The sequence below is a fragment of the Flavobacterium sp. genome (genome assembly GCF_036405015.1).
Lineage (GTDB): Bacteria > Bacteroidota > Bacteroidia > Flavobacteriales > Flavobacteriaceae > Flavobacterium.
Genome location: NZ_DASWYK010000014.1, coordinates 44,096 through 53,361, shown reverse-complemented (window position 1 = coordinate 53,361; position 9,266 = coordinate 44,096). Strand labels below are relative to the sequence as shown.

Here is a 9,266-nt window from a genome sequence, read left to right as displayed (position 1 = left end):
AAGAATGTTTTCTTTCAAAAAGGTTAACATTTATATAAAATGCAATCCGCTCTTTTTTGGTTTTTATGTTCTTTGTCTAAGAAATTAGTATTTAATCGATATTACCCAAATTTGCAATATTTTAACCAAATAATTGGTTTTTAAGTATTTACAATATTTCAAATGAAAGGATTTTCATCAAAAAAGCAAAAAAATCACTTTAAAAAATTCGTTTTTTTAGGTTAAAAAAAATGCTTTTTAACGCTATTTTTTGTTAAAAAAGAACCTTTCAACGAGTTTTTAGGTTAGTTACGGACAAAAAAAATCAAAAATAAACGGTCTATATAACTTTGATTCTGTTAAAATACTTTAAATACATTAAAACAAAATCCTTAAGTTATGAGAACTAAATCTACTCTTGAAAAAGCAGTAAAATTTGTTAATAATTGTAAGTTTATTTTTTCTTTCAAAAAGAACATCTTCCAAAAGAACATTTTTTTCTTGTTGTTTTTTTTAATGACAAATTTTTCATTTGGTCAAATTGAAAATGTGGATTCGTACTTAACAAACTTAGAAAATTCTGGACAGGATTCTAAGCTTAGTAATCTCAAACATTTACTGTATGGTTTGCAATCTGCAGTTTATGCTTCTTCTGGTGAATTAAAAGTTTATGGCGATCAGCCAACTGCTTTATTCACAAACAATACTTCACTTAACAGCCTAAACACCTCGGTCTCTTTGAAGGGCGATATTGAAATTGCAACCATAAAAATCGAGAAAGCAGCAGATTTAAATACTGCTATTGATCTGAATTCTTTTTCGGGTTTTGAAAAATTAAAATACATTTTCATCATTTCAGAAGTTGAAACAAATCCAACTGTAATCAATAATCTGATTAAAAACAATACTTCAAAATACATTCTTCTTTATAAAATTTCTATAGGCGGATAATTAAAAAACTATTACTATGAAAAAAATCTACTCTCAATGTTTTGCTGTTTTTTGTTTCTTTTTAATCCTGTTTATTGGAACTAATGAAGGAAATGCACAAGTAATAAAACCGTTTAAAGAAAGAACATCTTTATTTTCTCCTGCCAGAACAATCTATAAAATCAAAGGAGATTTTACGATGATTGGAAATAGCAATTTGACATTACAACATTACAGCGACACAGAACCTAACGGAACCAATCCGATGGTTTATGTTGACAGAGACAGTAATAATCAAACTCATAACTCTTCTGGAGCGACTTTGGATTTACTGAATGACAGTGGTGCAAAATTAACGAACTGTTACAACATCGTTTATGCAGGTTTGTATTGGACAGGGAGAGTTTCTGATGCCGCTACTAGTCCGGATACTTTTACTGTAACAAAAAATGGTGTAACGAAAACTTTAGATAAAAGAAAAATTTTATTCAAAGGTCCCGTAAGTTCCAATTACACTGAATTTACAGCTAGTGATATTTATTTCCCAACTAATGCAGATAACAATATGTTCAGCGCTTATGCTGAAGTTACCGATTATGTAAGAACAAACGGAGTTGGAGAATATTTTGCAGCTAACATAGCAGCAACTGAAGGAGCCGATGGAGGTACGATAGGAAAATATGCCGGCTGGGGATTGGTTGTTATCTATGAAAACTCAAACATGAAAAACAGAGACATAACTGTTTTTGATGGCCATGCCTTTGTAACCAATAACACAACTGCCAATTATACTATTCCTGTTTCTGGATTTAATTCTGTGACATCTGGACCAGTTGGCATCAAACTAGGTATCATGGCTGGAGAAGGTGATTTGTATTATGATGGCGATTATTTCCAAATTGAAAAATTGAATACAAACACCTACCAAAGCTTGAGTCATTCATTGAATACGGCAACCAACTTCTTTAATTCTACCATCAATACTGGAGGAAACAATAGAAATCCGAACCTAATGAATAATTCGGGTATAGATATTACTATGTTCAATCTGCCCAATAGTGCAAATGACCTTATTGGAAATAATCAGACTTCAACCACTTTTAAATATGGCTCTACAGTCGATACTTATGCCATCTTTTCTATTGTAATGTCGGTTGATGCGTATGTTCCAGAGATTGAAGGTATTCTGTCAGCTACAACCATAAACGGAAATAACGCAGGCGCAGGTCCATATACCGTTTTACCTGGTCAGGAACTGGGCTATAAAGTACAAATAAAAAACAAAGGCTCGGATGCGATACAAAACAGCAAACTTGTAATTCCAATTCCGTACAATGCTACCTTTGTTGACAATAGTTTACTAAAAACTATAAATTTTTCTCCTGCTCCTGCTCCAAATTCATTGACTTATGAACCTACAATTGGAGCAAATGGATCAATAGTTTGGGATATTGGCACATTACCGCTGCCTTCTAATCCAGATACTGTTTTAGCTGAAATGACATTCAAATTAAAAGCTACAGAAAATTGTGCTTTACTGAAAAATTCAAACTGCAATAATAATATTCAAGTAAATGGTATATTAAGTGGAAAAGACGCAGGTACTGGGGTAACATTAGCCGACAAATCTCTAATTCTAGGTTATACCAACTCAGGAAGCTGTACAGGAACTTCTATAGCAGCTCCACTTCAGACGGCGATTAATTCAACAGATTATATCAATGCGAATTGTCAGGCAACACCGCCAACTATTGCCTTTACTTTTTGTAATGGTTCAATGACATCAATTCCAGTTACCGACGTAATAGGATCATTTCCTACTGGATCAACATTTTATAATGCATATCCTGTAGTGGCTGGTACTACAACTCAATACACTATAAACAATCCGTTCCCTGCGACAGTTGGAACAAAAACGTATTATGCTATTCCTCCAGGAGGAGCCAGCAGTGGTTGTTACTTTCAATTTACAATCAATATCGAAAGTATTACAACAATGCCAACGGTGGCAGGCCCTGTAAATTATTGTATTGGAGATAATGCAGTTCCTTTAACAGCTGTTGCAAGTAAGCCAGAATATACATTATACTATTACCAAACAACGACTTCTACAGCGCAACAATCTATAACACCTTTAACTACAACAGCTGGTCAATTTACCTTTTATGTAGCTGAAGGAAAAACCAATGCGTGTATTGGTCCTAAGAAAGAAATTGTAGTTAATGTAAATGCAAAACCAACAGTTACTATTACCAATCCACTTCCAATTTGTGCGCCAACAACTTCGTTAGATTTAACTGCCGCAAGTATTACTGCTGGAAGTACTACTGGATTAACTTATACCTATTGGACTGATGCAACCGCTACCATTCCACTGACAAATTTTAATGCAGTAATTCCAGGTACTTATTATATAAAAGGAACAAATGCTTCTAATTGTTATGACATAAAACCTGTTACAGTTACAAAAAGTACTGTTACAGTAACAGAAATTACTGCGTCGCACGTTGATGTAAAATGTTTTAATGCATCTACTGGATCAATCAGTATTAACAATGCTTCGGGAGGAGTTGGTCCTTATACTTATTCATGGAAAAAAAATGGTAATGCATACACTGGCACATCACAAACCTTAACTGATTTAGGTTTCGGAAATTATGAAGTTACTGCAACAGATGCAAATGGTTGTCAGGGAGCACTAACGATTAGCATTTTACAACCTACAGCTGCTTTAGCTCTTGGAAATTCTTCTAAAACAGATATTTCATGCTATGGCACAAGTACTGGATCTGTAACAGCAGGAACAGTAACAAACGCTGTTGGTACAGTAAATTATTCTTGGAAAAACAGTACAAATCTCGAAGTTGGAACTGCAGCCACAGTTGCAAATTTACCAGCAGGAACTTATACTTTAACCGTAACGGATTCTTGTTCTTCGCAATCTAACTCTGTGACAATTACGCAGCCAACTGCAGCCTTAGCTCTTGGAAATTCTTCTAAAACAGATATTTCATGCTATGGCACAAGCACTGGATCTGTAACAGCAGGAACAGTAACAAATGCTGTTGGAGCAGTAAATTATTCTTGGAAAAACAGCGCAAATGTAGAAGTTGGAACTGCAGCGACAGTTGTAAATTTACCAGCAGGAACTTATACTTTAACCGTAACAGATTCTTGTTCTTCGCAATCTAACTCTGTAACAATTGCACAACCAACTGCAGCCTTAGCTCTTGGAAATTCTTCTAAAACAGATATTTCATGCTATGGCACAAGCACTGGATCTGTAATGGCAGGAACAGTAACAAACGCTGTTGGAACAGTAAATTATTCTTGGAAAAACAGTGCAAATCTCGAAGTTGGAACTGCAGCCACAGTTGCAAATTTACCAGCAGGAACTTATACTTTAACCGTAACAGATTCTTGTTCTTCGCAATCTAACTCTGTAATAATTACACAGCCAACAACTGCTCTTAGCTGTTCTATTATTCAAAACAAAGCTGTTTCTGCAAATGGTTTAAGTAATGGAGAAGCAACAGTAACACCAATTGGTGGAAACGGAGATTATACTTATTTATGGGACAATAACGAAACGACTCAAAAAGCAATTGCATTGAGCGCAGGAACTCATTCTGTAACTGTAACAGATGCAAAAGGTTGTACTACAACTTGTACCGTAACGATAACTGAACCAAATGTTCTTTCTTGTAGTATTTCTAAGGATAGTCCTGTAAAATGTTTTGGAGAAAATACAGGTAAAGCAACAATAACTGCTATAGGCGGAAATGGTGATTACACTTATCTTTGGGATAACGGAGAAACAACAGCTCAGGCTATTACCCTAAGCGCTGGTTTACATACTGTAACAGTAACAGATAAATTAAGTTATACTACAACCTGTACCGTTACCATTTCGCAACCTCAAAGCGCATTAACCGCAACAAAAACTCAAACCAATGTTACATGCGGTGGTGGCAACAATGGTTCTGCAACTGTAACTGTTTCTGGAGGAACAGCTGGCTATACTTATAACTGGAATACAATTCCTGTTCAAACAACAGCAACAGCTACTAATCTTGCTTCTGGTAATTATACTGTTTTAATTACCGATGCAAATGGATGTAACATTTCTGAATCATTTACTATTCTTGATGGAGATTCTGTTGTTCCTGTTATAAATCCATTACCAGAAACAACGACAATCAATTGTCCGGCAGAACCAGTTTTTTCACAGGCAACTGCTACTGATAACAATGGTACAATAGCATCTTTAACTTATGTAGATACAATAACACCTGGAAACTGCGCCGGATCTTATACCACAACAAGAACATGGACTGCAAAAGATGCTTGTGGAAACACTTCTCTTCCTGTTAGTCAAACTATTATTGTACAAGATATTACAGCTCCAACATGGACAACTTTAGCAAATTCATTAGACAAAACAATTGAATGTAGCGATTCAGCAGCTTTAGCAAATGCTCAAGTTTTATTCCCAACTGCTTCAGATTCTTGTGATGCTGATGTAACGAATATCGTAAAAGTGAGCGGTCAGTTTGTGGCTTCTGCAACTTGTGCGAATGCAGGAACTTACACCAATACATGGACAGTAAAAGACGATTGTGGAAATACTTCTAATACTTTCACGCAAGTGATCACAATTCAGGATACAACTGCACCAACATGGACAACTTTAGCAGGTTCATTAGATAAAACAATAGAATGTAGCGATTCAGCAGCTTTAGCAAATGCTCAGGCTTTATTCCCAACTGCTTCAGATTCTTGCGATGCTGATGTAACGAATATCGTAAAAGTGAGTGGTCAATTTGTGGCTTCTGCAACTTGTGCGAATGCAGGAACTTACACCAATACTTGGACAGTAAAAGATGATTGTGGAAATACTTCCGATACTTTCACGCAAGTGATCACAATTCAGGATACAACTGCGCCAGCATTTACAGGAAATCTTCCACAAGATGTTACGGTTTCATGTGATGCAATTCCTCAACCAGCCGAAATGACGGCTTCAGATAATTGTAATGGCGATTTACCTATTGTATTTACAGAGACAAAATCTGATATTCAAAATGGATGTCCAACTAATTACACCTTAACACGTACTTGGAAAACTAGTGATTGTGGAGGAAACACAGCTTCATATACTCAAATTATTACAGTAAGAGACACAACTCCTCCAACGGGAACAGCTCCTGCCAATGTAATTAATTTGGCAAGTGCTGATTTAATTCCAGTAGGAAGTTCTTCAGATATTAAAGACGCTGCAGACAACTGTAGTCCAACAGTAAACATAACTGTTTCGGATGCTACAGGCGCATGTGACGGAAATGTTTATATTATGACCAGAACGTACACATTAACAGATTGTGCTGGAAATAAAACAGAACTTGTTCAAACTTTTAGCGTAAACTGCAAGGTTAAAAAGAACATTGTAGCAAATGATGATAGTGCGGGACCAATTGTGGGAGTAAATCATACTACAACAAATGTTTTAAATATATTTTCAAATGATAATCTTGATGGAACTAAAATAACTCCTGCAGATGTAATCTTAACTACTGTAACACCTAATAATTATTTACAGTTAAATCCTGATGGTTCTATAGATGTGTTGCCAAATGCTCCGGTTGGAACATTAACTCTTGTATATCAAATTTGTGAAGCTGCTCAACCTGATAATTGTGACACTGCAACTGTAACCATTACTATTGAAGCACCAAAAATGACGGTTACTGCGACAGCGATATGCGTTAATGATGTTCCATACGTTGATTATGTGGTCACTCCGCTAAACTTTACTCCAGTAAATGGCGTAACCATTACATGGGCAGATAGTAGCAACAACACTATTACAACAACTTCAAATTTAGCATTAAGTGGTAGAATTTTATGGCCTGGAGCCGTAGTTGACGCAAATGGAAAAGGAATTGACTGGCCAGGATGGATTTTTGAAAATAATAAATGGGTTCAAGGCGCGGATGGATTTGAAAAATTACGTCCAAAAGCTAATTTGATCATATCTTTAAATCCTACTGAAACTATTATTATTGACTATCCGCCTGCTGATCCTTATTGTACAGCAAGACCAACTTTCGCCATTATAGCAAATGATGATACAGCTGGTCCGGTAAATGGAGTATCAGGAGCAAATAATGTTATAAATGTTCTAACTAACGATACCTTAAACGGTTCAGTAGTTACTATTAATGATGTCACCTTAACAACTACTATTCCTGATCCAAAAGGCGCTATAACCTTAAATTCAGATGGTTCTGTAAATGTGGCTCCGAATACACCTGCTGGAACCTATACATTGACTTATCAAATTTGCGAAAAAGCCGATTTCGGAAATTGCGATACGGCTGTAGTAACCGTAACTGTTACCACTCCGTCAGCACCTCCGACACCTGTTGTAGCAAATGATGATACTTATAGCAATATTGGATGTAATACTTTCGGATTAGTTGGAAATGTATTGGCAAACGACGTAAAAGGGACAACTCTAGTAACGATAGAAATGGTAAACTTTACAGTTACTTCTCAAACTAATCCAAATATTACAATTGATGGTTCTGGAAATGTAACCGTTTCTAGTGCAACACCAGCGGGAACGTATACGTACAGCTATAGAATATGTGATAAATTAAGTTCAGAAAACTGTGATACTGCAACTGTAACCATTACTGTAGTTCCAAATGGTGTTACCACAATTAAAAGTACAGCATGTACTGATGATTCATCACTCATTAATTTAACTACTTTACTTCCAGAAGGCAGTCCGATTACAGGAACCTGGGTAGATAAAAACAATTCAAATGCGCTTCAGGGAAGTGTTCTTAATCCATTTGGTTTGGCACTCGGAAATTACACTTTTGAATATTTGATTGCTGATGAAAAATGTCCAAGAAGCATTGTATTAGATATGGAAGTAAACGATGATTGTAAGGTTTTAGCCTGCGGAGAAGTTCTTCCTCATAATGCATTTTCTCCAAATGGAGATAATTTCAACGAAACGTTCAAAATTGACAACATCGATGACGTAACCTGTTATCCTGAAAACACTGTTGAAATCTATAATCGTTGGGGTATTTTGGTTTTTGAAACTAAAAACTACAACAATACAACAAATGCTTTTGACGGAATTTCAAGAGGAAGAACAACCGTTAAACAATCTGACGGATTACCTACCGGAACTTATTTTTACATTATCAATTATAAGTCATTAGACGGAAGTAATAATCTTCAAGACAACAAACTAAGCGGCTATTTATATCTGTCAAAATAACAACTAACCAACATATGCTGTAAAACACTCTTTTACAGCATATTAATTAATTTTACGTAAAAATAAACGTAATTTTACACAAAATAAAACATTGATTTTCAAAACCTTAAAGTCAATGCCAATAATAAAAATAATCCATTTACTATGAGAACAAAATTATTTTTCTTCGTCATTCTGTTAATTACATATTGTGGCTATGCGCAACAAGATGCACAGTTTACACAATATATGTACAATACGATTAACATTAACCCTGCTTATGCTGGTTCTCGTGGTGCATTAAGCGTGTTTGCTTTACACCGTGATCAATGGGTAGGACTTGATGGTGCTCCTAAAACGAATACAATTTCTATTAATACACCAATAAATAATAGCAATGTCGGACTTGGAGTTTCTTTGGTTAATGATAAAATTGGACCTACAAATGAAAATCAATTTTCTGTAGATCTTTCTTATAGTGTACCTACATCGGAAACATGGAAACTTTCATTTGGTATAAAAGGTACAGCTGATTTTTTTAATCTTGATGTCACAAAACTAAATCCAGAAAATGCCGGAGATCCTCAATTTCAAAACTTAAATAATGATTTTTCACCAAATGTAGGAGCTGGAATTTACTGGCACTCTAGTAAAGCTTATATCGGATTATCAGTACCTAATTTCATTCAGACCAATCGTTATGACGATAATGATGTAGCGATTTATAAAGACAAAATCAATTATTATTTAATAGGTGGTTATGTTTTCGATTTTTCTCAGGAAGTAAAATTTAAACCAGCAGTGTTGACAAAAATGGTTGAAGGAGCTCCACTTCAGGTAGACGTATCGGCTAACTTTATGTTTTTTGAAAAATTAACTCTTGGTGTTGCCTACAGATGGGATGCTGCAGTGAGTGCAATGGCAGGTTTTCAAATTACTGACGGATTATATATTGGTTATGGTTATGATAACGAAACAACCAGATTAAAAAACTATAATTCAGGCTCACATGAAATTTTCCTTCGCTATGAATTATTTAAAAACAATGGCAAAATCACAACTCCTCGTTTCTTCTAAA

Annotated in this window: 3 protein-coding genes; all 3 read left to right on the top strand. The window is 35.2% G+C overall.

The features are described 5' to 3' along the window. Nucleotides 1-528 precede the first annotated feature (528 nt). The 3 genes from VGE71_RS01420 to VGE71_RS01410 all read left to right on the top strand — a co-directional run bounded on the left by VGE71_RS01420 (nucleotide 529) and on the right by VGE71_RS01410 (nucleotide 9,265). Nucleotides 529-930, top strand: coding sequence for a hypothetical protein (locus VGE71_RS01420; protein ID WP_331136700.1), 402 nt, complete (start codon nucleotides 529-531; stop codon nucleotides 928-930). 16 nt (nucleotides 931-946) lie between these two features. Further along, nucleotides 947-8,209 (top strand): gliding motility-associated C-terminal domain-containing protein, encoded by a 7,263-nt coding sequence (locus tag VGE71_RS01415; protein WP_331136699.1) that lies wholly within the window; start codon nucleotides 947-949, stop codon nucleotides 8,207-8,209. 144 nt (nucleotides 8,210-8,353) lie between these two features. Next, a complete protein-coding gene (locus VGE71_RS01410) occupies nucleotides 8,354-9,265 on the top strand; it encodes a type IX secretion system membrane protein PorP/SprF (RefSeq protein WP_331136698.1) in 912 nt (303 codons plus the stop codon). Nucleotide 9,266 lies beyond the last annotated feature (1 nt).